This window comes from Pseudomonas sp. P1_C12, from assembly GCF_056406435.1.
Window position 1 is genome coordinate 398,794 of the sequence record NZ_JBFUAE010000001.1, and the last position, 21,762, is coordinate 420,555.

The 21,762-nt window shown below is 54.3% G+C and carries 19 protein-coding genes and 1 pseudogene; 12 read left to right on the forward strand and 8 right to left on the reverse strand.

Features of this window, described 5'->3' with window-relative positions; all coding sequences use genetic code 11:
• Positions 1–449: 449 nt before the first annotated feature.
• From AC1D19_RS01885 to AC1D19_RS01920, 8 genes and pseudogenes are all read right to left on the reverse strand, one after another.
• Entirely contained in the window at positions 450–1,631 is a 1,182-nt protein-coding gene (locus tag AC1D19_RS01885) for a M24 family metallopeptidase (RefSeq protein WP_477762159.1), read from the reverse strand.
• Between the two features lie 95 nt (positions 1,632–1,726).
• Positions 1,727–2,434: an aspartate/glutamate racemase family protein gene (locus AC1D19_RS01890; protein WP_477762160.1), complete on the reverse strand. Its 708-nt coding sequence runs from the start codon at positions 2,432–2,434 to the stop codon at positions 1,727–1,729.
• Between the two features lie 14 nt (positions 2,435–2,448).
• Positions 2,449–3,627 (reverse strand): M24 family metallopeptidase, encoded by a 1,179-nt coding sequence (locus tag AC1D19_RS01895; RefSeq protein WP_477762161.1) that lies wholly within the window; start codon positions 3,625–3,627, stop codon positions 2,449–2,451.
• A gap of 353 nt (positions 3,628–3,980) precedes the next feature.
• Positions 3,981–4,709 carry an amino acid ABC transporter ATP-binding protein gene (locus AC1D19_RS01900; protein ID WP_477762345.1) on the reverse strand — a complete coding sequence of 243 codons (729 nt, stop codon included), beginning with the start codon at positions 4,707–4,709 and terminating at the stop codon, positions 3,981–3,983.
• A 265-nt stretch (positions 4,710–4,974) separates the two neighbouring features.
• Positions 4,975–5,949, reverse strand: a complete 975-nt coding sequence (locus AC1D19_RS01905; protein WP_477762162.1) for an amino acid ABC transporter permease — start codon at positions 5,947–5,949, stop codon at positions 4,975–4,977.
• A 54-nt stretch (positions 5,950–6,003) separates the two neighbouring features.
• Positions 6,004–6,837 carry a transporter substrate-binding domain-containing protein gene (locus AC1D19_RS01910; RefSeq protein ID WP_477762163.1) on the reverse strand — a complete coding sequence of 278 codons (834 nt, stop codon included), beginning with the start codon at positions 6,835–6,837 and terminating at the stop codon, positions 6,004–6,006.
• Between the two features lie 867 nt (positions 6,838–7,704).
• Positions 7,705–8,196 (reverse strand): annotated as a pseudogene (locus AC1D19_RS01915) (ATP-binding cassette domain-containing protein); the annotation flags it as partial.
• Positions 8,197–8,661: 465 nt separating this feature from the next.
• Positions 8,662–10,380: an MFS transporter gene (locus AC1D19_RS01920; RefSeq protein WP_477762164.1), complete on the reverse strand. Its 1,719-nt coding sequence runs from the start codon at positions 10,378–10,380 to the stop codon at positions 8,662–8,664.
• Positions 10,381–10,877: 497 nt separating this feature from the next.
• Here AC1D19_RS01920 and AC1D19_RS01925 point away from each other — a divergent pair, with 497 nt between their 5' ends.
• From AC1D19_RS01925 to AC1D19_RS01980, 12 genes are all read left to right on the forward strand, one after another.
• Positions 10,878–11,036 (forward strand): hypothetical protein, encoded by a 159-nt coding sequence (locus AC1D19_RS01925; RefSeq protein ID WP_477762165.1) that lies wholly within the window; start codon positions 10,878–10,880, stop codon positions 11,034–11,036.
• Between the two features lie 2,475 nt (positions 11,037–13,511).
• Positions 13,512–13,877 carry a hypothetical protein gene (locus tag AC1D19_RS01930; protein WP_477762166.1) on the forward strand — a complete coding sequence of 122 codons (366 nt, stop codon included), beginning with the start codon at positions 13,512–13,514 and terminating at the stop codon, positions 13,875–13,877.
• A gap of 295 nt (positions 13,878–14,172) precedes the next feature.
• Positions 14,173–14,922 carry a hypothetical protein gene (locus tag AC1D19_RS01935; protein ID WP_477762167.1) on the forward strand — a complete coding sequence of 250 codons (750 nt, stop codon included), beginning with the start codon at positions 14,173–14,175 and terminating at the stop codon, positions 14,920–14,922.
• 114 nt (positions 14,923–15,036) lie between these two features.
• The gene (locus AC1D19_RS01940) at positions 15,037–15,267 is read left to right on the forward strand and encodes an AlpA family phage regulatory protein (protein ID WP_477762168.1); all 231 of its coding nucleotides are present in this window, start codon (positions 15,037–15,039) and stop codon (positions 15,265–15,267) included.
• A 4-nt stretch (positions 15,268–15,271) separates the two neighbouring features.
• The gene (locus AC1D19_RS01945; RefSeq protein WP_477762169.1) at positions 15,272–16,114 is read left to right on the forward strand and encodes a ParA family protein; all 843 of its coding nucleotides are present in this window, start codon (positions 15,272–15,274) and stop codon (positions 16,112–16,114) included.
• 85 nt (positions 16,115–16,199) lie between these two features.
• Positions 16,200–16,409, forward strand: coding sequence for a hypothetical protein (locus tag AC1D19_RS01950; RefSeq protein WP_477762170.1), 210 nt, complete (start codon positions 16,200–16,202; stop codon positions 16,407–16,409).
• A 14-nt stretch (positions 16,410–16,423) separates the two neighbouring features.
• A complete protein-coding gene (locus tag AC1D19_RS01955; protein WP_477762171.1) occupies positions 16,424–18,010 on the forward strand; it encodes a ParB family protein in 1,587 nt (528 codons plus the stop codon).
• Positions 18,007–18,555: a DUF2857 domain-containing protein gene (locus AC1D19_RS01960; RefSeq protein ID WP_477762172.1), complete on the forward strand. Its 549-nt coding sequence runs from the start codon at positions 18,007–18,009 to the stop codon at positions 18,553–18,555. Before AC1D19_RS01955 ends, AC1D19_RS01960 begins: the two co-directional genes overlap by 4 nt.
• Positions 18,552–19,742: an STY4528 family pathogenicity island replication protein gene (locus AC1D19_RS01965; protein WP_477762173.1), complete on the forward strand. Its 1,191-nt coding sequence runs from the start codon at positions 18,552–18,554 to the stop codon at positions 19,740–19,742. Before AC1D19_RS01960 ends, AC1D19_RS01965 begins: the two co-directional genes overlap by 4 nt.
• A gap of 243 nt (positions 19,743–19,985) precedes the next feature.
• The gene (locus AC1D19_RS01970; protein WP_477762174.1) at positions 19,986–20,741 is read left to right on the forward strand and encodes a PFL_4669 family integrating conjugative element protein; all 756 of its coding nucleotides are present in this window, start codon (positions 19,986–19,988) and stop codon (positions 20,739–20,741) included.
• Positions 20,738–21,256 (forward strand): DUF3158 family protein, encoded by a 519-nt coding sequence (locus AC1D19_RS01975; protein WP_477762175.1) that lies wholly within the window; start codon positions 20,738–20,740, stop codon positions 21,254–21,256. The genes AC1D19_RS01970 and AC1D19_RS01975 overlap by 4 nt, the downstream gene beginning before the upstream one ends.
• On the forward strand, positions 21,253–21,723 hold the full coding sequence (locus AC1D19_RS01980; protein WP_477762176.1) for a single-stranded DNA-binding protein: 471 nt from the start codon (positions 21,253–21,255) through the stop codon (positions 21,721–21,723). The genes AC1D19_RS01975 and AC1D19_RS01980 overlap by 4 nt, the downstream gene beginning before the upstream one ends.
• Positions 21,724–21,762 lie beyond the last annotated feature (39 nt).

Consider the following 21,762-nt stretch of genomic DNA (forward strand, 5'->3'; position numbering starts at 1 on the left):
AACGCGAAAAAGATTATTCACAGAAAGCCGATAAAAGGATAGTTTTTACGGTAGCGGCATGTTTTAAGCGCGCAGGTGCTAGCTATTCAGCAGTGGTGCGACAAACTAAGTCTGCAGACTCAAACGATTCGTCAATCTTTCATGGCCACATGAGTAGCTGCAATGTGCGACAATAATCTGATCCAAGCGATGCTTTGAACTCATACCAACGTCTAGCACAAGCGTGCCCCATATCATCACTCGCTACGTCTCCCTCCACAGTCGCTGCGTGTCCTTATTGAGCACTAAGTTGTCCTTCCGCCCACCCGGAAATCCGGGGGGCGGGCGCAAGCTTATTTACACGCGATCCCCTGAGCTCCGAGCTTTCAAGATCGAGGCCCAGAACGCCAGGGGAATCGCGAGCGGGATCATCAGCATCAATAGTTCAATGGCTGAGGCGACTGACAATCTTAGTCGATCACAATAAGCTGTCGGGGTACTTTCGAGAGGAACTCCACACCATCCTCGGTCACCAAAAAGCTCTCGGTGATTTCAATGCCCCAATCGTCGTACCACAAGCCTGACATCAGGTGGAACGTCATCCCTGGCTGCAGCACCGTTTTATCGCCATCACGGAAGCTCGCAGAGTTTTCACCCCATGCAGGGGGGTAACCCATCCCAATCGAATAACCGGCCCTGTTGGACTTTTCTAGACCGTGTTTGGCCAAGACCCGCCCATACGCCTGAGAAATATCCTCACAGAGATTGCCCGCAATAGCCTTCTCGAGGCTGGCCTCCATGCCTTCAAGGACAGCCTTTTCGGCATCTAGCATGTGAGTCGTTGGCTTGCCCAAATAGTAGGTACGCGACAAGGGGCAGTGATAGCGCTTATGAACGCCGGCGAGCTCGAAAAAGATACTTTCATTGGCCCGAATGGGCTTATCTGTCCAAGTGAGATGAGGCGCCGACGCATCTGCTCCTGCTCCAAGGTTCGGAACGGCAGCAGGGTAATCTCCCCAAAAGCCGTCGACTCCGCGAGTGCCTACATACGACAGTTCAGCGATGACATCTGACTGTTTAACACCTGGGCGTAACACTTCAGTAACTCGTTCGTACATCGCTTCGACGATCTTGCCTGCCCCTCGCATATACTCGATTTCGCGCGGTGATTTGACAATTCGCAGCCAGTTGATTAATCGCATGGCATTTTTGAAGCGAGCATTAGGAAGCGTTGCCGTCAGTGCTTCAAAACCTGCCGCAGAAAAATAATAACTATCTTTTTCAACACCGATTGTCGCGGCACCATAACCTTCTTCGATGATAATTTGGCCCAGAACTGTCATCGGATGCAGGTGATCGGATTGCACGTAGTGGTCGGCGTATGATTTGATCCGGTCCTCGCCGATGTAAGCTGTGCGTCTACAGCCATTTGCATCCTGGCCTCGACCAAACCACAATGGATCTTTGTCTTTACTGACCACGACGCACTGCGGCACATAGAATGAGTTGCCTTCGTAGCCCGTAAGCCACCCCATATTGGCTGGATCGGTCACTACAAGCAGATCTATCCCGGCCTGCTCCATCGCTAACCGTGCCTTATCCAGACGCGTTTTATATTCGGACAACTCAAATCTCATAAACTCGGTATTCATTTTCGCTCCTGCCTAATTTTTAAAGCTGCTTATGAAAAGCAGTTTGCTCGACAGCTTTTTTTCGTATATTTCACAAAGCCGATCATCTCAAGACTTTAGGTCCTGAGTGACGCTAGCGTTAATCGGCAAAGATCGGTAATGTCGAAAACTGGCAAGCCAGTTGTGCGCCGCACCGCGGGAGCAACGCATGGAAACCCTGTGCACTCAAAAAGCACGGTACCTATCTCAGGATGTTCAGCACGAAGTTTGTCAATGCAAGCTTGCACTTCTAGCTCAATTTGCTCAACATCGGTTCGAATAAATGGTCTGGCCAGTGTGTTACGCACATAAATGCCACCCTCGATGCCGCCAATTATCACGCGAGCTAAGTCTGCAGGGTGCTCCACGCCTAAAATTTCTTGCGTGCAGTATCTAGCATCGGCAGTGATAACTGCCAACTTTGCGGAAGACGGCAGTAGCCTTAACAAAAGAGGGATCAAGAGAAGGCTCGATGTTGCGACTGGGATATCTACAACGGCACTGATCGCAGCTTGGTGACGAATGAAGAAGCCACAATCAGCAACTATGACCTGTGCACCGCGCTCCCTCAATCGTCGAGCCGCTGAAATACAATTGGCCTCAAGGGCCGGTTCGCCTCGGATGATGACTTCTGCAGTCGCTCCCTCAACCATCTCGGTGATAATCGGTCTGCCAAAGCTGGCGGGATCTAAAAGCGAACCAGCCCGAGGTGTCGCGTTGGGGCTGTCGGGTAGGATGCCTTCATCTAGTTCAAGGATGCCCAATGCGTGACCAGCCGAGTACATTAGTGACACTCCTGCTATTTCACAAATAGTTGACGTGGTGTATTGGTCAGTGGCTCAAAGCCGGTCTCTGTCACAGCGAAACTCTGAGTGATCGTTACGCCCATTGTGTCCAACCACAGACCAGGCATAAGGTGGAATACCATTCCCGCTTGCAAGATGGTTTCATCCCCCTTGCGAATGCTGGCAGTCCGCTCACCCGAAGCGGGGGGGAAGCTGATTCCAGTGGGATAGCCCACACGTGACTCTTTTTCCATGCCGTGACGAGCCAGGGCTTTCCTGAATGCGGCCTCGACATCAGAGCAGGTTAGACCAGGCCGGATACTCTCAAGACATGAGTTCAAGGATTCGACGGCAATATCTGCTAACTTCTGGAACGCGGCTGTCGGTTTACCCACGCAAATCGAGCGAGCCATGTTTACTTGGTAACGATGGCGGACGCCTGACAACTCAAGATTGACTACCGCCCCTTCTTGAATGGGACTGTCCGTCCAAGCCGCATGAGGGGCAATAGCCCGCTCGCCTACGCACAAATCCGGCGGACAGGCTGGGTAATCGCCACCAAAACAGACCTGTCCTGCAATTTGATGGTAGTAGATGACAGCTGCGATGTCGCATTCACGAACACCGGCCTCGACCATCTCGACCACACGCTTCATTGCTACATCAGCCAATCGGCCTGCTTCTCGCATGACAGCTACCTCCGCCGGGCTCTTTACCAGACGAATCCAACCCACCAGCAAATCCGCGTCGATGAACTGGGCCTGTGGCAATGCTCTTGTCAGGTCGGAATGAGCGCGTGCGGAGTAGTAGTATCCGCCCATCTCGACACCGATACGGGCTCGGTCGTTGCGTATCTCCTTGAGAATATCGGCAATGTACGCGTAGGGCGAAAGAGTGTTTGACTGCACATAAGTATCTGGATATGCCCTAATGTTTTCGTCATCCAAATACGTAGTCATGACGGCCGAGATACGATCCATGAACCGTCCCACCCATATCGGTTGATCATGATCTAGGGATACAATAACCATCTGGGGGGTATAGAAGGAATATGCATTATATCCAGTTAAATAGTTCTGGTTGCTGGGCTCGGACAGCAATAGAACGTCAATATTTCTGGCAGCCATTTCGCGCCTGACAGCAGACAGGCGCATTCCAAATTCTTCTAGTTCAAAATGCAGTTCTTTGATCACTTTGTCACCATCGTCCGAGTTGCTTGTGATACGTGAGATGGAATCACCTAACTAAAAATTTCCCAGCCTCTCAGCGGCTTATAATTCTCGTGCCGATAAAGGGCAAGTATGTTTCCTGTTATAAAGCTGTTGGCTTGCGGTATTTGATGCGCAACGCGAGAGCGATTTCTGAATGGCTTGCTTTGAAGTGCCGTGAAAATATCCCCGCTTATGCGTCACGAGACCCTAGCCACTAGTCATTCCGAATTGCGGCTTACGATGCTAACTAAGGTCACACTAATCACAATGTCATTATATGACCCCACCACTCAAAACCGTCACAAGGCGACGCGAGCCTCCTCATGACGTGGCTATTAGTGGCGGAGAATCTGACTAAGGAACAGTTTAGTTCGTTCATGCCTAGGATTGGTGAAGAAGTCTTGAGGAGCGCCCTCTTCTATAATTCTCCCAGCATCCATGAAAATGACACGGTCAGAAACAGAACGCGCGAACCCCATTTCGTGTGTGACGCAGACCATGGTCATGCCATCGCGAGCCAAGCTGGTCATTGTCTCGAGAACTTCGGCGACCATCTCCGGATCGAGTGCAGAGGTCGGCTCATCGAACAGCATGACCGCAGGCTCCATACAAAGAGAACGGGCTATGGCGACGCGCTGCTGCTGTCCTCCTGAAAGCTGAGCCGGATATTTATTCGCCTGCTCCGGAATTCGAACGCGCTCAAGGAACTCAAGAGCAACTTTTCTCGCTTCGGCCTCGGGAACACCCTTGATCCACATCGGCGCCGCCATGCAATTCATTAGGACCGTCATGTGCGGGAATAAATTGAAGTGCTGGAACACCATGCCGACATTTTTACGCACTTCGGAGATGTTGCGCATTTTGCTATGTAAGTTGATTCCATTGACAATAATCTCGCCCTCCTGATGCGCTTCAAGCCGATTGAAACACCGGATCAGTGTCGATTTCCCCGATCCGGACGGTCCACAGATGACGACACGTTCGCCTTTGCGGACGGTGAGGTTAACGTCGGTCAACGCTCTAAAGTTGCCGTACCACTTTGAGACGTTCTTTACTTCGATAATTTTGTCCGCGTTCACTACCGCGTGCTCCTTCCGAAATCGCGCCTGATCCGGAGTCAATCCAGTTCGGGTAACATCGGCATTTATGACCTCGTCAGTGCTTTGTCGCTTTGTGACGTTCGTCGATTCAAATGTGTTCAAGCTCATCTTGCCTTACTCCTGCCCAAATATTGCCAGATCGAAGTCGATTTAAATCGCGAAGCGTCAGTATTCACCGTGGTGAGTCTTTGCCACTTTGTAAACTTCGCCGCTTCGCGTGCACCCTCGTTCATCGCGTCTTATTCCGGGCGTAATGACTTTCAATCCTGGACTGAATTATTTCAAGGCAAACGGATAGAACCCAATACAGAATAGCCACAGCAACCAACATCTCCATGTGATTAAAGGTGCTCTGACCGAGCGTGCGCGCGAGAAATGTAAGCTCCCATACACCGAGGACAGAGACGAGTGAGCTATCTTTAAGCATTGAGATGAACGTGTTTCCCATTGGGGGAATGATGATAGGCAGCGCCTGCGGCATGATAATCTTGCGCATGGTGAGCCCAAAGCCGAAACCCAGTGAGCGAGATGCCTCCCACTGACCGCGATCAATGCTTTGGATACCTGAGCGAAAAATCTCCGTCATGTATGCACCAACGCACAACGAAAGCGCCAACACACCTGATGGCACAGCATCCATCACAATACCCAGCTGCGGCAACCCGAGATAGATGAGGTAAATCTGCATAAGTAGCGGCACGCCGCGGAAGAACGAAGTGTAAAAGCTAGCAATGCCGTAAGCGAAACCGTTAGTTGAAAGTTTTGCGACAGCCGCCGTAACTCCGAGAATTGATGCAAAGACAAGTGAAATCGCCGAAACATAAATTGTAGTAACCACGCCCTGCGTGATCAGGAAGGGCAGTTTTGTCCAAATAAAGGGTAGGCTTAGATCAAACGACTTGAAGAAGGCGAGAAATAAGAGAAGCAATTCAGACCACACAATACCGATTTGCCATATCAGAGAGACACAACCGATCAGCACGATGTTGATACATAATAGGAGCGCAATAACCAAGGCTGTTGCGAAACGCCCGTACAAACCGCTATTCAACGGATCGCCAATGACCGGTCTCATGAGCTCACCCATAGTGGTACCGGCAAGATTGAACACAAAGAAAACCACGAACACAACCGCAAAGATCAAGGCAACAAACCATGGGTTATGTACCAGCACCCTTGATTCAACTGTATCTTTATAAAGCATGAGAAATCCTCATCAAAAAAACGGCCCGACTAGCCTTGGACCGCTATGACATTATTATTTTTCGACAGAGAAATCTTCGCCGTACCACTTCATCGTCAGCTCAGAGAGCTTACCGTTATCCCTGATACCTTTGACGGCTAACGCAATCTCGTCGCTAAACTCCTTGTCGCCATGGAGAATTGCAATTGCTGCCGGGGCGGCGAACAAGGTCCCGGGAAGGATCTTTAATGGGTAGCCGGCTTTTATCGCATCCTGCGCTATCGGTGTGTCAGCGACGACTGCATCAAGCCGAACACCATCGCCAAGTCGAAGGTCGTCAAGCGCAGTAATGGAGCTTGAATAGCTCTTCACCTTTCCAGCTGTGAATTTGAATTCTATTGGCTGAGCGGCGACCCAGTTCGGTGTGAAAGTATGGTTGACATAGGACTCCGCCGAGGTGCCTGCCCCAACGCCAAACGCCTTGCCATCGAGATCAGAAAGCTTTGTCGCCTTGCTGTTCTTGTGAACAACGGCAGATACCGGCCCGTAGAAGTAGATAGCCGGGAAGTCAAATACTTTTGCACGCGCCGCGGTCGGGGTCATCTGACCCATGGCCATGTCCCAGCGACCCTGCCATTTGCCTCCGGCGATAATATCCCAGCCCGGTGTCACGAATTTCACCTGCACCCCCAAGTGGTCAGCGATGGCCTTTGCAACGGCTACGTCAGAACCATCGAGTTCTTGCTTGTCATTCAAAAATGACATCTTGCCCCAGTCCGTCCCAACCGCCACTGTGAGGGTTTTTGTGGCCAGCACGTGGTCGAGCACTTGACCGGCATTGGCTGCGGTCGACAGTACTGTAGACACAACTGTAAGCGATGCTGCCACTAACATCATGAGCTTGCGCATACTTGAGTTCCTTATATTTATTCTATGGTTTAAATCATCGAGCCCAGCACATCTCCGCACCGCAGGATCGTCTAAATCCAAGTACTTCGATTTGCCTCTTAGCGCATCCCTGCCATCGTTAATTTTTTACCCCTATCCTCCACGCGATACAACATATGCTTCTTATTTACCATTGAGATCCAGGTGGATCATTTCATCGCGATCGGCATTAATGAGCGTTTGGATCGCGAGGATCGAAATGGGCCGACGAGTACAGGTCTCGGTAACAATATTGACCCAATCGAGTAGTGAAAATGCTGCATTTTCTATAGATTCATGCATAAATACTGCACCAATACAGCGTTTTCTGCAGTTCACGGTCGATTCCGGGCGGCAGTTTAATTTTTTCTCCAGCCACCGCAGGCGGCAATCCAACATTGAATGAAACGGGCCCGGTCCAGTCGCGACAGCGCATCAGGTAATCCGGTAATCCGGTAATCTGATCCTTGGTTGCACTTTCAGGATTGGTAGGGGCTAAGACCGTCGGAGTGATATTGCTATCGGATCCCAGACGCCGAAATCCTGCAGCTTGCTCATGCCGCCAAGATGGCGGGCTCTCGGGGCATTGCATGTCGCGGCTTGTACCGGAAAACGAGGCGGCAGAAGTCGACCGCTTGATCGCAGAGCGCGGCCTTGTAATGGTCACCTTTCGATGATCCGAATGCAGGTCAGGCCGATTTCCGCCGGCCCCGCATCATCGGTGCGGCATAGGCCGTCAAGCGCTTCGAGGGATTGGGCATTCCGGCTCAATGTTTGCAGTTACAAGTTGAGCACCTGTGTATCCGAAGCCGACTGTTGATGTGCGTGGCCAACAGTCGGTGTGCCGGGTTATTTCAAGCTGCCGGTAAGGAACTGCTGCAGTCGCTCGGACTGAGGCCTGATCAGCACTTCGCGGGGGGTGCCGCCTTCTTCGACCCGGCCCTGATGGAGGAACACCAACTGGTTCGACACCTCGCGAGCAAAGCCCATTTCATGGGTCACCACCATGGTGCGGCCTTCCTGGACCAGGTCCTGCATCACCTTTAGCACTTCGCCGACCAGTTCCGGGTCGAGCGCCGAGGTCGGCTCGTCGAAGAGCATCACCTCCGGCTCCATCGCCGGCGCCCGGGCAATCGCCACCCGCTGCTGCTCGCCACCGGACATATGTGCCGGATAGGCACCCTTGCGGTGTGCGACGCCGACCTAGTACAAGTAGTGTTCGGCTTTTTCCCGAGCGTCTTGCTTGCTCATCCCCAGTACATGCGCCGGGGCATCCATGACGTTTTCCAGGGCGCTCATGTGCGACCACAGGTTGAAGTGCTGGAACACCACCCGCCTGCTGTGGCGCAATAACAACCGGCGGGAGCACCCGGTTGTCTATCGTTGGCTTGAGTCTGGCACTGAGAAAACGGGACTTACCCCGATGCAATCCCTGCAACAGACTTGTGAGCGGATCGGCCATCACCATTGCTCGAACAAAGGAATCGAGAATGGTAGTGGAAACGCTTGGGGGCTAAAGCTCCCAATAGGCAGAGGTCCCCATGGTTTCCGCAAAGGCTGTTGGCCGTCAGATCGCGATGATTGTTTTCGTTTCACTCGAACGAGATCGGACTGCTGACATTATCGATCGGCTCAAGGCCGCAAAACGTAAGACGCGCGCGGTGCGATCAAGTATTACGTCACGGGAACACGGATTTTATCCTCGTAGTGACCACCAAAGACCACTGTGGTCCAAGAGACAAGAACGATTTCAAGGCCTCCTCCCGTCACGCCTCGCAGTGGTAAAGATGTTCGTATTTTTCCAGCTCAAGTTCTGTCAATGTGAGGTTTGAGCGGCATATCGTCGCGGACCGGCACGGTTTGTCGTTCAATCTTGTGGTTGGTTTTGGGTGGGCAATCACCTCGGTGCAGCGCCTCGAGGCGCGCCACGATTTCAGCGTCAGCGTGCGTCAGCCTCTGATTATGGCGCACGTATTCGACCCACGTGGATACGTGATAACTCTCGGTCCACATTTCAGGCTTTTCCAGGTTGCGGAGCAGCTTCCATTGTCTGGCACCATCTCGAAGTCGCGCTTTTCGCCGGAGTGCCATTACGTTTAGAAGCTCGGCAACATCTCCCTGATCAATTAAATAATCCACTGTCACCGAGATTGGTCCTCTGCACGATCGCAGGTCGATTTTCAGCACCGGCTCACTGAATTTGTCAGTCGGATCGAGATTGTGCGCCTCAAAATCCGGCTGGGGAAGAATGATGCCGATCAGCCCACCGAAGACAAGAGCAAGGCTTGCAATGAGCAGGGCACCGGTAACACCCTGCGTGTCGGCCAGTTCGCCCCATATCCAACTCCCTGCAGCCATGCCACCGTATGTGGCCGTTTGGTAGAGTGACAAGGCTCTTCCGACAACCCACCGCGGCGTCGAAAGTTGGACCGTCACACTGAAGAGCGATAGTGCCTGTACCCATGCCACACCAGCAGGCATGAGAAGCAGACAGCTCAGCCAAACATACTTGCTCCATACCAGAAAGAAGCAACAGATGGCCAACATGAAAAATGCGCCGCGAACGACCCACTCATTGCTGAGGACTTCCTGAACCCGTCCAATGAGAAACGCGCCGCAAATCGCTCCGAAACCGAAGAAACCGAGCATGATTCCGTAGGTCGTGGCAGTCCCCCCAACCTGATCACGGGCAACGACGGGCAGCAGAGCCAGAATAATGATGGCGGTGAAACCGAAAACGAGGCTCCGAAACATCACCTTGAGAAGGTTCGGCGACAAGAGTACGTAGCGGAAGCCCGCAGCCATCGCGTTACTGAAAGGTTCTCGCGGGAGCAATTGATGCGCAGGCTCCGTCTTCCATCGCCAGAGCGTGGCGATCAAGGGAAGATAACAAAAGACATTGAAGAGGAAGGCGAAGGCCGCACCGGCTGTTGCGACAATCATGCCTCCAATCGCCGGTCCGATGCTGCGCATAAGGTTATAGCTCATGCTGTTGAGTGCGACCGCGCTTTGCAAATTTTGACGGGGAACTATGTCACCCATCGACGCGGACCATGGCGGGTCGAACAGTGCCGAGCCGCAGCCGATCAGGAAGGTCAGGCTCAACAGAACCCAGGGTGTCACTGCCCCCGCATAGACAAGAAACGCCAGGCCGACAGATACGCAGAACATCAGCAGCTGAGCCGCCAGCATGATCTGCCGACGATCAAAGTTGTCCGCGAGCGCCCCAGCTGCGAGCGAAACAATCACGACCGGCAGTGTGGTCGATGCCTGGACGAGTGCCACCAGTCCATGAGACGTGGAAATGCTTGTCATCAGCCACGCCGCACCCACCCCCCTAACGAGGCTGCCGAGATTCGATATAAGAGAAGCTGACCAGAGGGAACGGAACGTCTTATATTGAAATAGTTCGAGCGGGGAGATTCTCTTAGGCATTTTGGAGGTCGCAATACGAGCATTTTGGTGTTGTTGTGGGTGGTGCCGGATTGCCATGGATGCCGCCTCAAAAATTGCCGCATAGAGCATTGCTCGCGCAGAATTCCGCAGGGGGGGGAGTAATCATCCTCTCGGAGCCAGGCAAGCTGTGGCAAGATACTGCGGCATGGCCCATGCTCGTCTAGCATGGCAATGCGTTCTTCCACAGACGCCTCTCGACAATGAACGCTCCGCTTTCTACGGAGACTCCATAGCCCCTTCCCGAGATACTTGTGAAGAACAACTGCGAACCATTGCAAGCAAGGTACTGGTTTCACCATTGCGGCTTACGGTGTTTTTAAGCGGACTCATGCAGAATTCCTGCATCCTATCTAATAGCTGACATAGTTGATGGCTCCCAAGTGAGCGCAGCCTCAACGTGGCTCACATCAGCAACCGCTGTCTCCGGTCCTGAGCTCGACCAGCAGCACCTCATGTACTAACTATCTCTTTGCGCCGAATCTCATACCAATCGGTATTATTTCAGGCGCTTGAGGGTTCACAAAGTGCGATGAATCTGAATCCCTAGTGCAAACAGACGGCTTGGCATGGGGCAGCACGTTTGGCTTCGCACGGATGACATCGGCGATGACCTGCGCAAGTCGGCGCAGCTATCGAAGGAGGCTGCCCAGACGCTGTGGCTTCTGGCTTTTGCGCAGATTTATGATGGGGTGATGCTGGCGAGGCCGCTAGAATTGGTGGCGTGAACGTGCAGATTGTGCGGGACTGGGTCGAACGCGTTAACGCGCAGGACCTCGGGGACTTTTAAACGTCAAGGCTCCGGGCAAGCGTTCGCAACGGGCGCTGACCATAAAATACTGTGCCACCTCGGCATGGAGCCCGACCGTCAGTTCCAGTCACGATTGCGACTACATTGCGAGGGAGCGGCAATCGGTAAACCCCTGGCTTTCTGTCGGCTCTACGAATGACATCGATGACTCCCTGTCGATCTTGTTGGTTTGCTTTCGGTGCTATGGATATTCTCTGCCTCCCCTGTGGAGCGAGCCTGTTCGCGATGACGAAACGCTGGGTACGCGGAGTAAGCATCTGCCACTTATTGCTCTAGCCGTTGAGGCTGTGCCTCTGTCCAATTAACGCTGCTCATCGCAGCCTAGGTATGGCGTTGGGTAAGTGAGCACGGGGCTCACCCATCTCAGTCGCCTTGCGCTCGCGCTCAAAGTGACCAAACTCATTCAGCCGTTCTCGACCAGCCAAGCCCAACAGTCATGCAGTTGCCCACCCCTCCGTGCAATCTAAATGACCAACTGCGGATCATTCAAGTGCCTCACCAGCCGGCGAGCGAGATGAAATATCACATCGTCCGATACCACCGGCCACCAATATCAGCGCTGGCGTAAGAGGATATGAAGCGGGACGGCAAACTAACCTGAAGCGCAACTTGACGTCCACCTCATCTTGCGGACGTACGCTAAAGCGGTTGAGATCACCGTATCGATAGAGCTCGTCGGAAAACGCATCCAGCAGCCAATCTAGTGATGAGCCAGGATTGAACGTCGCAAACTGTCGAGCTGGTAATCCGGACTTGTCAGACACAGCTCACAGCATTCAACCACAAAGTCATCCTGTCGCGTGCTGGCCGCTTACCAGCCGGAACATTGTACATGATGAGGGAAACGCCTTTCGCTTCCCACTCGACGATCTTGCGATGTTCTTGTCCAGGTTCACAGTCGCCCAATGCCCTAGTTTGCGGCGCAATTTCGCCCAACATCGGTCGGCGGCCAGCGCATCCATCATGCAGCGCGGGAGCGCAACACTTGATCATTGATGCTGCACCCAACGAAGCGCACCACGTAGTTGCGAAAAAGCTCGCTCACGAAGCGTGCTGCCCAGCGTTCCATGAGATAGCCAAACCGAAATCGCCACCGGTCATTACCAACCAGTTTAATACTGCGTCATCTACTTTTTCGGCAGCAGGCTGTGGTGATAAACGAGACTGTTCTTTGGCATAGGTAGCATAGTCGCAGCCTACCCATGAAACGCTTGCCTCGTTCGCTTGGCTGCGGCCTTCTGCGGCGGCAGGCGCGTGAGTACGGAGGGTATGCAGGATTTTGTGTTACCGGGGTGAGGCTACTGTGGCAACCTGTCCTCGTAGATGCTCTCCAGCGCAGCCTTCCCGTTTCGGATCGGCATCGTCCATTTGCAGATGTGCGTGCTGCGTCTGCGCGATCAAGTTTCTGTTGCTTTCGAATCCTGAGGTTGATGAGAAAAAATGCAGGATTTTGTCATGCCTTCGCCCCATTGCGCCGCAAATCAACGGTCCAGCTGCCATACACTTCTGAAAAAGGTATTTACTGGGATTTAAAAAATGCAAGGTATTGCAAACATTGCAGTTCGCGCATTCAGATGGCCTGACCTTCTGGAAAAGTGCGCATTTCTTAACGGCGAATTGACTTCAGAATTTCAAACACTTCCAGTCATTGCCCCTGAAACCGGTGAAGATTTTGGATAGCAGACTGTTTGATATACAACCAATGTTGGTGATGTTGTCCGCTTTGGGAAGGCACCGTTCCTTAACTGCTAAAGCAGAAGAGAAAATGTCCATCGTATCCACTCGCAGCACCAACGCAACGGATGCCGAGGCGGTCGACCGTTTCATGCTCGATGAGCTCTCCAGCGGGAAAGCGCCCCCCCGACGTCGTCAGACAAAGGGCGCAGACAGTGCTTGCCGGTGCTGGCGTGGTCGCCGTGGTCACAAGTGCAGATGGCGAGCCGGTCGACATCATGGTACTGAACGAATGCATGACGATCCATTCGGGAGACAAGTTCGGAAAGTTTTCGGAGCTTTATGTTTGACCGGACATGCGCTCCGACGGGATTGCCCTCATATGCTTGAGGTCGCCTTGCAGGAAAGCCGCGCTCGTGGATGGACGCGACGGGAGTTTGAGCGCCCGGGCAATCAAAATGGAAGCGCACTCTTGATTTCTATGTGCGGAACGGGTTCGAGGAAGTCGGCTCTCGGCTTCGTCAGATGATGTAGGGATACTCATATGGAGGCCTTCTCGGGCTCAGTCAATCATCATGCTAGCGTGTGGCCCGATATGCAGGCAGACAAGCCCTGTGAGATCGGTGAGTCGCTACAGCTAACTGGATATCATCACGCAAGGTGTAATGCCCAGACGCTTACCCACCATCACGGTTCACGGTACTTCAGGTGGCACAGGATGGTGTCGCCCGAACCTTTCAGCACATTTGCCTGCTCAATGCCTGAAGGGGGCCGAAAAATGTCATGGTCGGCTGCCATGTGCGCCCCTGGCAACGGTCTGTGGGCGGTTTTGAGCCGTCATCGCAGGGCCCTGGAAGAAGAAGCGCAAACAGGTGAAATCGCCTACCGCTTGTTCAAATATGCGGCCATTGCGTCATTCACCGATTATCGCGTCGACAGTTTCGTCTACAGCCCACCAACTGGGCCTGAAATCGCCCGAGCCCTAGCCTCCGAGCCATGCTCGCTGGTCCTCGACGAGCCGTCCGCCGAAATGAATACCAGCAAAAAAAGCCCAGTTGTGCGGCCTGCTGGAAAAGATCCGTGACGATGGCCACACCCTGTTACTGATCAAACACCAATTTTACTACTTGAACCTTACCAGACATTTACCGTCTGGAATTGACCTGCGCCCCACTTTGCCCATATCCACATACCTCTCTGGTGGTGAATGGACGAGGTAAGCAGCTAGCGTCGTATCAAGGAAAAACAACGAATCAATAGGTAGATGGACTGACCTCACCGAGTGCCGAATCCGGAAGTACAGCTCCTGCGCTCAGCCTGGCTGACATAGTGATGCTCCACGGGAGGCCGGACCATCGGAAACGGAGGTCCGTTCGCATATGTCTGTATATATTTTCAATCCACAAACTAAAACCTTCTATAGACCGATTGAAGCAGCATTACGTTGGTGCAACCTCATTCGTCATGAAGCAGAAATAATAGGAGCTGATGAGATCTGCCCAGAGAGGCTTGGAAAAATATTCCCACAATGGCCGTGCCTGCGCGCGACTACTGAAGCAATTTATGACGCTGTACGTAACGGTGAGTTGCCTTATGGGTGTCTCGGTATTTCGGTTCGCATGGGGACTTACGTAGAACCTTTTCAGCTGACAGTACGCCACTCTGATCTGCGCAACTGGATGCAGGTTCACTATCCCGATCAAAAGCCTAGCTTTCTGTTTGAGCCCAGTAAGGATGCTGATGAAAAAGTCAGCCTAGGAACCTACCTAGCACTTAAAGCTGATCGGGATGTCATCCTGCAAGAGCTGGAAACGCTGCGGCGGCACCATCAAGATTTTTTAAAAGACCTTCAATCAATCGGGTTAGAGCGAGATGAGCTCAAAGCATTGGTCAAAACGCATGGCCACATCAGTGAGCGTAGCGAAATCACGTATCAGAATATTATTGGTGTTTTAGTCAACCTGCTGCTGGGCCATTCACCCGCTGGAAAGCCTCTCTCCGTATTCAAGAACCAAGCCGCAATCGTCGATGCTGTTCTCGCACGCTACAGAGATGTGCCTGGTCTCAGCAAACGAACGCTAGACGAAAAATTTGCCTCAGCCAACCGTAGTCTCAAGAAACACAAGTAATCGATGCATTGCACTGCAATTCCTTTGATTGCAGTGCAATGACTACCTCTGTTTTCTGCTATTCAATTCAGGTCACTTCCCACCACGCGCCAATCAGCGCCAGGAGTGACCAGCATGCCCAGCCAATCCTCACCCATCGTTGAAGTACCTCAACTGCAAGTAGAACGTCACATCATGCGGCGTGACGAGGTGGAGCGAAAAACCGGCTTCAAGCGTGCGCACATCTACAACCTGATGAAGGAAGGAAAATTCCCTCAAGCTAAGCGCATTGGATTGCGTGCCGTGGGCTGGGATTCGTTGGAGATCGAGCGCTGGGTCGTTGAACGCTTAGGTCAGCAGGCCTGATGTCATGCGTGTGGTATCGGTGGTATCGACTAAAGGGGGCGTGGGCAAGACCACGGTGACCGCCAACCTCGGCGGCCTTCTTGCAGATGCGGGCCTGCGCGTCCTTCTATTGGACCTGGATAGCCAGCCCACTCTCTCCAGCTATTACGCCTTGAGCCAGAAAGCTGTTGCTGGTGCGTACGAGTTCATAGCACTCAACCTGACAACTCCTGCACAGATTGTTTCCAGAACGGTGATTGCAGGGCTCGACCTGATCCTCTCCAACGATGATCAAGGCCGACTGAACACTTTGCTGCTGCATTCCCCCGATGGGAGATTAAGGCTGCACAATTTGCTGGACAATTTCCGTCTCAATTATGACCTGCTTTTGATCGACACTCAGGGCGCACGTAGCGTGCTGCTGGAGATGGCCATCCTCGCCTCAGATCTCGCCCTCTCTCCCATCACCCCGGAAATGCTCGCCGCCCGCGAACTGCACCGCGGCACCTTGAAGCTGCTCAGCGACCTCGAACCGTTCCGCCACCTGGGCATTCCACCGCCACCGTTGCGACTGCTTCTAAACCAGGTGAATTCCATTCGAGTGGACACACGGATGATCATCCGTGGCCTGCGCGAGACTTTCACTGGGGCTTACAACATCTCGGTTCTAGACACCGTCGTTCCAGACCGAGTGGCGTATCTCAATGCCGCCTCCCTTGGCCTGCCGGTCCACCGAATCGAGACGCGTCGCTTACGAGAACGACTAACGCCATCGGCGCTGGAAACCATACAAGCACTGGCCATCGAGTTGTTTCCGGAATGGCGCGAAGCGATCTCTACGGTGGGCAGGCGCGCGGAGGATCAATGAGACGAATCGATAATCCCACATTTCTCACCCCGTCATTGTGTTTGATCGACCTTGAGGCCAACAGTGTTTGGCAAGGAGTCTTTTGATGTTGGATCAGCTTCCCACCATCGTTCAGCCCCCCCTTCGAGCCCACCGTCCACCTTGCGACGAGTATTGCACCGTAGTCTTTCGCCTGCAGGGTGGGCGCTCGACCATGGGGTGGTTCCTCGCAGAACTCTCCCGACATTTCGAAGGTTCGGGCACTGCCGAGATCGTCAAATTCGAGGTCGGTGACCATTTGCGCAACCGGCGTTAACGGAGGTTGGTCAGATGAAGAGGCTCAGTCAGGAGCAGGTCACCGACAAGCTGCACCAGGACCACTTCCTACGAGGTCCAGAATTGGAGCGGGTATCCGATCCACTTACTGACACGCCGATGCTGGTCACTCTGGAGCAGTTGCGACCCTACGAACACAACCCACGCTTCATCCGTAATCCGCTATACGACGATATCAAGGCTTCGATCCGTGAACGCGGGCTGGATCAACCGCCACCAATTACCCGCCGCCCGGGTGAAACCTATTTCATCATCCGCAACGGCGGTAATACGCGCTTGGCGATTCTCGGCGAGCTGTGGCAGGAAACCCGCGACGAGCGCTTCTTTCGCATTCATTGCCTGTTCCGTCCTTGGACCAATGAAATCACCGCCCTACTCGGCCATCTGGCCGAAAGCGATCTGCACGGCCAACTCACCTTCATCGAACGTGCTCTGGCGGTAGCCAAACTCAAAACCATGCTCGAACCGGAGGGGACTGTGCTCTCACAACGTGAGCTGGCACGACGTCTTGCCGCTGGAGGCTATCCGATTTCGCAGTCGCACATCAGCCGGATGCTGGACACCCTTGAACACTTACTGCCCGCCATTCCACAAACCCTGTATGCCGGTTTGGGCAAGCCGCAGATCGAACGTCTAATCACTCTGCGTAGCCAGGCTGAACGTACCTGGAACCGTTATCCAACCGCCACCGTTGCGTTCACCGATTTTTGGCTCGAGACCCTGAGCTACTTCGATGCCGAACCTGAATCCTTCGATCTTCAGCAGCTCCAGGATGAACTGCTCGAACGCATGAGCCGCTTGCTCGGACAGTCCTACCGCATGTTGGCCCTGGAGCTGAGCGATACCCAACGGATAATCTCGACGCCTGGCGTTGTCGTCAGCACGCCCTCAGTGAACAACCATCTACCGAACGTTGATGAAGCCGCGTCAGGACCTCACTCCTCCGAGTCCCGCCCCCAATCAACTGTGACCAAGCCACAGAGCGAACCAACGCGAGAGGAACTGCTTTCACCACCTAAAACGAATGTCGTCTCAGCGGTCAGCCCTCCGTCACGTGTTCAACAGATTCGTGAACAAATCGAGCGCGACACTGCCACTGGAGTAACACCGACCGTTGAAACCTGTGCGATCGACGACGTCTGGATCATCGCACCAACACTGGATAACCCCGAACAACTGCGCTCAGCCATTGCTGGACTGGCGCGGGAAATGGCGGCCTATGCCGGACATCCCGAGAGCATCATCGATCAGCAGCTTGGCTTGGGCTACGCCCTGAACATCGAGCACCTTGATCTTGCTACACCGCGAGCGACCGGTATTCACCTACTGCTCCTGGCCCTATTACGCGCTCAAGACGACGTGAACTGGGAGGATCGCCAGCAACTGCCCTCCGCCCTGTTTGGCCAGCTGTTGCTGGGAATCTATCAACTCCCTCTGACCGATCGTCCCGCCGTGGACGTAGGACTGGAGCGGCTGCCCGACAGTTTGTTACTCAAGCTGTATCGCCTAATCCGCTTGGCTCGTCGTCTAATCGACTTAACGCTTGCCCCTGAAGACGACTCACCGGAGAAATTGCCATGAGCCCGTCCTTCAATGTGCTCAACCAGGCCATGCTGACTCAGGTGCTACACGAACTGCGCCTGGGTAATCTACAACGCTGTAAGGCACTCGGACTGGGTGAGGACGACATCTACCTGTTGCAATCCTTACCACCCACCACCCTATCGCGCCTGGCCCATGCCACCGTACCCTGGGTTGAGGTCAAGATTGACTCGCCGGTGCTACATCGGTTGATCGAGCAAGCCGAACGCGACGAGCAGAACGAACGGTTGATCAACCGAGCGCTCAAGCTAGGCGCCAGCAGCACCATCATGTATCAATGCTTCGGCTTGGCGCATTCGGAAACCGCCCTGCGTCGACGTCTGCTCAAGATAGAAACCCGTAAGGGCCGTCCTCAGCATTTGAGCGAAGCGCAGGAACATGCACTCTGGCAGCGATGGTGCCAGCTACGCGCTCAGGACGGTACCGAGGATCAGCTCGACGCCATGATGATGCTGGCCGAAGAACAACAGATCAGTTTGACCATCGTTTGGCAGCAGATTGACCAGTACAGCAATGGAACATGAACACTGCCCCTTCCAGTCGCTGGCAGCGTGTCCTGCAGCAATGTACCCAGCAGCTGAGTGAACGCTGGCCCGCACGCCCTACCACCGAACAACCGTCCAACCAGGCTCTGCAGGCTGGTTTTCTGTTCAGCGGCCAATCACACGAAGTCGTGCCGCGTCGCCTGCTGTTGGATAATCGTCTGACACCGTTGGAACGGAATGCCTGGCAGGTGTTTCGACTCATGCTGCAAGGCCAGGGTGTGGTGACTCCGCGCTATGAGGATTTGCAGCCTTACCTGTCCAGCGTGCCCTATGGTGCGTCAGCCTCCCGCGAAACCATTGCTCGCGTCTTGACGATGCTTAGGCTCACACGCTGGCTCAGCTTGGTGAGTCGTGGCCGCGATCAGCTCAGCGGGCGCCTACAAGGTTCGCTGTACGTCCTGCACGATGAGCCGTTAACCCCCGCCGAAGCCATGGAGCTGGATCAGGATTACCTGGAGCTGGTCGGACATGCCCTCGGCCATGCAACGAAGGCTGTGCGCATTGTCGCGCAGCATGTTCTGGAAGAAATTCGCCAGGACACCCGTATCGATTTAGGTCAGCTCCCCACCCGGCTCGACAGCTGGGGTGAACACTGGACGCAGCAAGGATTGGATCAGACAACTGATACCACTATGCACGATTCCGAACTGGGGGAAGATCACCTTGTTCGGAATCGTGCAAGCCCTCGTTCGGATTCCGAATCGGGTCTAAACGCCAGCATTTCCAGCGCAGTTCGGATTCCGAACGCCGCCTGTACTGTATTAAAAGAAAGTATATGTACTGTACCGCACGCGACCCCAGCGGTGGATAACCTGCACTGGCCCGATTCGCTGCACCTGAGTCCAAGCGAGCGTCAGGCCGTCGCCGTGGCGCTGAACAAGCTCAAACCAGCGGATCGTCAGGCGGTGCTCAACGAAGCGAGCGCACGCTGTACGGCAGGAGGTATCCGCAAGCCAGCGGCGTATCTGATGGGCCTGATCCAGCGCGCACTGAAAGGCGACTTTCGTCCTTGGGCAGGTCAGACAGAACCCTCACCCGTTGCAGAACCGCCCCCAACGGCATCCTCGCGCCCATCCCGAAAACAGGGCGAACCCGCCTCCGTCCTCGCCCAAGCGTGCCTGAATGAGCTACGCCAATTGCGCGGCAAACGCCCTGGACGTCAGTAGATTTGATGCCAGTGGCATCAAATCTACTGAGTTCTAATGTGAGATCGCAAAGGGCCGAACCTGCGCAATCCGAGCGCCATCGCCATCGCCATCGCCATCGATGGAAATGATGCCACTGGCATCACTCACGAACGTCTCTAAAATTAACCCTCTCAAACCGAATAGACCGCATTCAGCTTTTTGGCTGCCCTTGACCCTCATCTGTCGCAACGTTCCCGTCCAAGCTTATGCGAGGACAACACCGTGGCCGATCACTATCAACTCAACCTGGGATCATTGCGCAGCAGCATCACCCTGACCCTGCACACTCACCACGCCGCCCGCATCTGGCAAGGTCGGGCCGCACGCGAAGGCGTCCACTCGATCATGGGCATGGCCGGCTACATCAGTGTCACCAACCTGATCAAACAAACCGCGGCCCAGGACGATCCCTATGCCGACTGGGCCATCGTGCAACTCGAAGAAAAACTGATGCGGGCCAAGGCCGGGATGCTGGAACTGACCCAACAGCTGGATCGGATCAGACAAGAGCTGCCGACCCAGATCGACATGGGCGACAACCTCAACATCCACCCCGTCACCTTGCCGTTGTACATCGGCAGCCAGCTGGGTTTTCTGGCGGTCTACCTGTTGACCGACTACGACACCCTGGTGCGTCGGACCCTATTGACCCATCACACTGCCTTGATCGGTCGCAGGGACATGGAAGCCTGGATCGATGACGGTGCCCATCTGCTGCGCAGCCTATTCGGCCAGGCACAGCGCTATCGGCATGCTGGCGTCACGCGTGATGACATGGCGGCGAACAACGCCCGTGCCCTGGCAGCCATCGATAAATTGGGTTTGCCCCCCATGGACATCCTTGAAGGTCATCGCCGCTCCCAGTTTGCGCCACCGATCATTCGTCGTGGTGCTGTGGCAATGGATGACGGCAACGCGTTGGCAGAGCAAGAAGGAGAGCCGCCTGTGACGGTGGATGAGCCGGAGGATGAAGCATGAGTCCGATGATCCAGGCTCAGCCAATACGCCTAGAAGCGTTGACACCGGATGCCTATCGACAGCTCGAACACGCACCCTCCCTAAAAGGCCTTTTAAAGCCCTTTAAGGGTAAGGGAGAGTTGGAGCACCTGGCGCAGGTGGCGAGAGAAATCGAGGCGCAGTTATGTCACCTGATGGAGGCTGTGGTGCAGCAAGCCGGACAGCCCCCTTACTCACACTTGGATATTCGATTGGTGCTGCAGAACACCAGCGCGGGCAGCACCTTTTTGCGTTGGCGCACCCGTGACTTCGCCCGTATGGGGGTTGCGGTCTGGGAACGCCAGGTCAGCAACCAAGCCCTGCCGCAGGTCGTGCGCGAGGGACTGTACCAATTCGAATGCAACCGCATTGCACTGAACCTGCAAATGAGCGGGGTGCATTCGCTCTACCGCCAGGCATCAACCTGCGCGATCAAAATGGCCAGTGCCGAACGGTTACTGCGCCAATTCACAACCGCAGTGGAGGTATCAGGATGAGCACTTTTTTTGTCGGCGAAGGCAATATCGGCAGTGCGCCAGAGTTCCAGGAATTTCCATCAGGCAATGACGAGCCACGGCGTTTGCTACGGCTGAATGTGTACTTCGACAACCCCGTGCCACGCGAGGGCAGCTATGAAGATCGAGGCGGCTATTGGGCGCCGGTTGAACTCTGGCACCGCGAAGCTGAGCACTGGAGCACGCTGTACCAGAAAGGCATGCGCGTGTTGGTCGAAGGCCGCACCGTGCGCGATGAGTGGGAGGACAGCGAAGACAATGCGCGGGTCACCTTCAAGATCGAGGCCCGTCGAGTCGGCATGCTGCCTCACCGGATGCACAGCGTGGTCATGCGCGAACGCTCCAGTGAACCAGCGGCATCTGCGACACACGTCGGGCAAAACACAGAGCAGGCCAGCTCACCTGCGTCGAAACCCAAAAAACGCAGAGGGCCGCCATCTACGGACTGACAGACTTCAGGCATAAGAATTGCGCCTTTGCGCGAAGTT

Excerpts from the sequence above, each read along its gene's own strand:
- AC1D19_RS01975 (WP_477762175.1), top strand. The coding sequence starts at position 20,738 with ATGAGTCCGATGATCCAGGCTCAGCCAATACGCCTAGAAGCGTTGACA.
- AC1D19_RS01920 (WP_477762164.1), bottom strand. The coding sequence starts at position 10,380 with ATGCTCTATGCGGCAATTTTTGAGGCGGCATCCATGGCAATCCGGCAC.
- AC1D19_RS01950 (WP_477762170.1), top strand. The coding sequence starts at position 16,200 with ATGTTGGATCAGCTTCCCACCATCGTTCAGCCCCCCCTTCGAGCCCAC.
- AC1D19_RS01940 (WP_477762168.1), top strand. The coding sequence starts at position 15,037 with ATGCCCAGCCAATCCTCACCCATCGTTGAAGTACCTCAACTGCAAGTA.
- AC1D19_RS01960 (WP_477762172.1), top strand. The coding sequence starts at position 18,007 with ATGAGCCCGTCCTTCAATGTGCTCAACCAGGCCATGCTGACTCAGGTG.
- AC1D19_RS01945 (WP_477762169.1), top strand. The coding sequence starts at position 15,272 with ATGCGTGTGGTATCGGTGGTATCGACTAAAGGGGGCGTGGGCAAGACC.
- AC1D19_RS01890 (WP_477762160.1), bottom strand. The coding sequence starts at position 2,434 with ATGTACTCGGCTGGTCACGCATTGGGCATCCTTGAACTAGATGAAGGC.
- AC1D19_RS01955 (WP_477762171.1), top strand. The coding sequence starts at position 16,424 with ATGAAGAGGCTCAGTCAGGAGCAGGTCACCGACAAGCTGCACCAGGAC.
- AC1D19_RS01905 (WP_477762162.1), bottom strand. The coding sequence starts at position 5,949 with ATGCTTTATAAAGATACAGTTGAATCAAGGGTGCTGGTACATAACCCA.
- AC1D19_RS01935 (WP_477762167.1), top strand. The coding sequence starts at position 14,173 with ATGTCTGTATATATTTTCAATCCACAAACTAAAACCTTCTATAGACCG.
- AC1D19_RS01925 (WP_477762165.1), top strand. The coding sequence starts at position 10,878 with ATGGGGCAGCACGTTTGGCTTCGCACGGATGACATCGGCGATGACCTG.
- AC1D19_RS01910 (WP_477762163.1), bottom strand. The coding sequence starts at position 6,837 with ATGCGCAAGCTCATGATGTTAGTGGCAGCATCGCTTACAGTTGTGTCT.
- AC1D19_RS01965 (WP_477762173.1), top strand. The coding sequence starts at position 18,552 with ATGAACACTGCCCCTTCCAGTCGCTGGCAGCGTGTCCTGCAGCAATGT.
- AC1D19_RS01885 (WP_477762159.1), bottom strand. The coding sequence starts at position 1,631 with ATGAATACCGAGTTTATGAGATTTGAGTTGTCCGAATATAAAACGCGT.
- AC1D19_RS01930 (WP_477762166.1), top strand. The coding sequence starts at position 13,512 with ATGGTGTCGCCCGAACCTTTCAGCACATTTGCCTGCTCAATGCCTGAA.
- AC1D19_RS01980 (WP_477762176.1), top strand. The coding sequence starts at position 21,253 with ATGAGCACTTTTTTTGTCGGCGAAGGCAATATCGGCAGTGCGCCAGAG.